This window comes from Oleiphilus sp. HI0067 (assembly GCF_001635735.1).
In genome coordinates this window covers 1-644 of record NZ_LWFI01000382.1, presented here as the reverse complement: position 1 = coordinate 644, position 644 = coordinate 1, and the positions used below count along the sequence as shown (strand labels likewise).

The window sequence follows — 644 nt, the reverse complement described above, 5'->3', positions numbered from 1 at the left end:
AACGCTTCAAAGTTATCGTAAGAAATAGCTGTGGCAATCGGGTAATCGCGGGATCTCACTCCATCAACTTTGGCTCCAAGTGTTAAAAGTAATTCGAACGCCTCCATAGATTTGGCTTCTCCGCGTAACGCTGATGTGAGTACAGAGATCTTTCCATTATCCCCATCTGCCTCCAATCCCATATCGGTTAAAAGGTGAATCATATCCACGCGGCCATAGTGTGCAGCTAGATTTAACCAGGTTTCGGACTGATGCGTCCCAAATAGTAATTCGGGCTCCTTCTCTAACTCAGCCTTTAAACCCTCTATATCGTCGCTGTAAATCAAGAAGTACATTTTCCTGGCTAATTCTTTCATTACACTAATCTTCCTGATCTCTATTTTGAAACAGCTCGCCTTTACTATATAAGTCTCTAGCCTGGTTCAAGATTTTAATGGCATGGTTCTTTCCCAACTCTTGGCCATATTGGTCACCCATTTGCTTTGCCTCACTCAAGGCTTCAAAAATCGCCTTCTGCTCTTCAGTTGTATGCAACCCTTCCCAGTTATGCGGCGCCCAAGAGAGATTCTCTGGGCCTGCATACCAATCAATATCAAACGACTCGAGTATATCAATGGAGCCTTGGGAGTATACATAACGAGAGT

General features: G+C 43.9%; 2 protein-coding genes. Both read right to left on the bottom strand.

From position 1 onward, the window contains the following. On the bottom strand, nucleotides 1–335 hold a 335-nt coding region (locus A3739_RS04520; RefSeq protein WP_156502352.1), incomplete at its 3' end, for a hypothetical protein. A gap of 25 nt (nucleotides 336–360) precedes the next feature. Continuing rightward, nucleotides 361–644: hypothetical protein (locus tag A3739_RS29335; RefSeq protein WP_197472047.1), on the bottom strand; the 284-nt coding region annotated here is incomplete at its 5' end.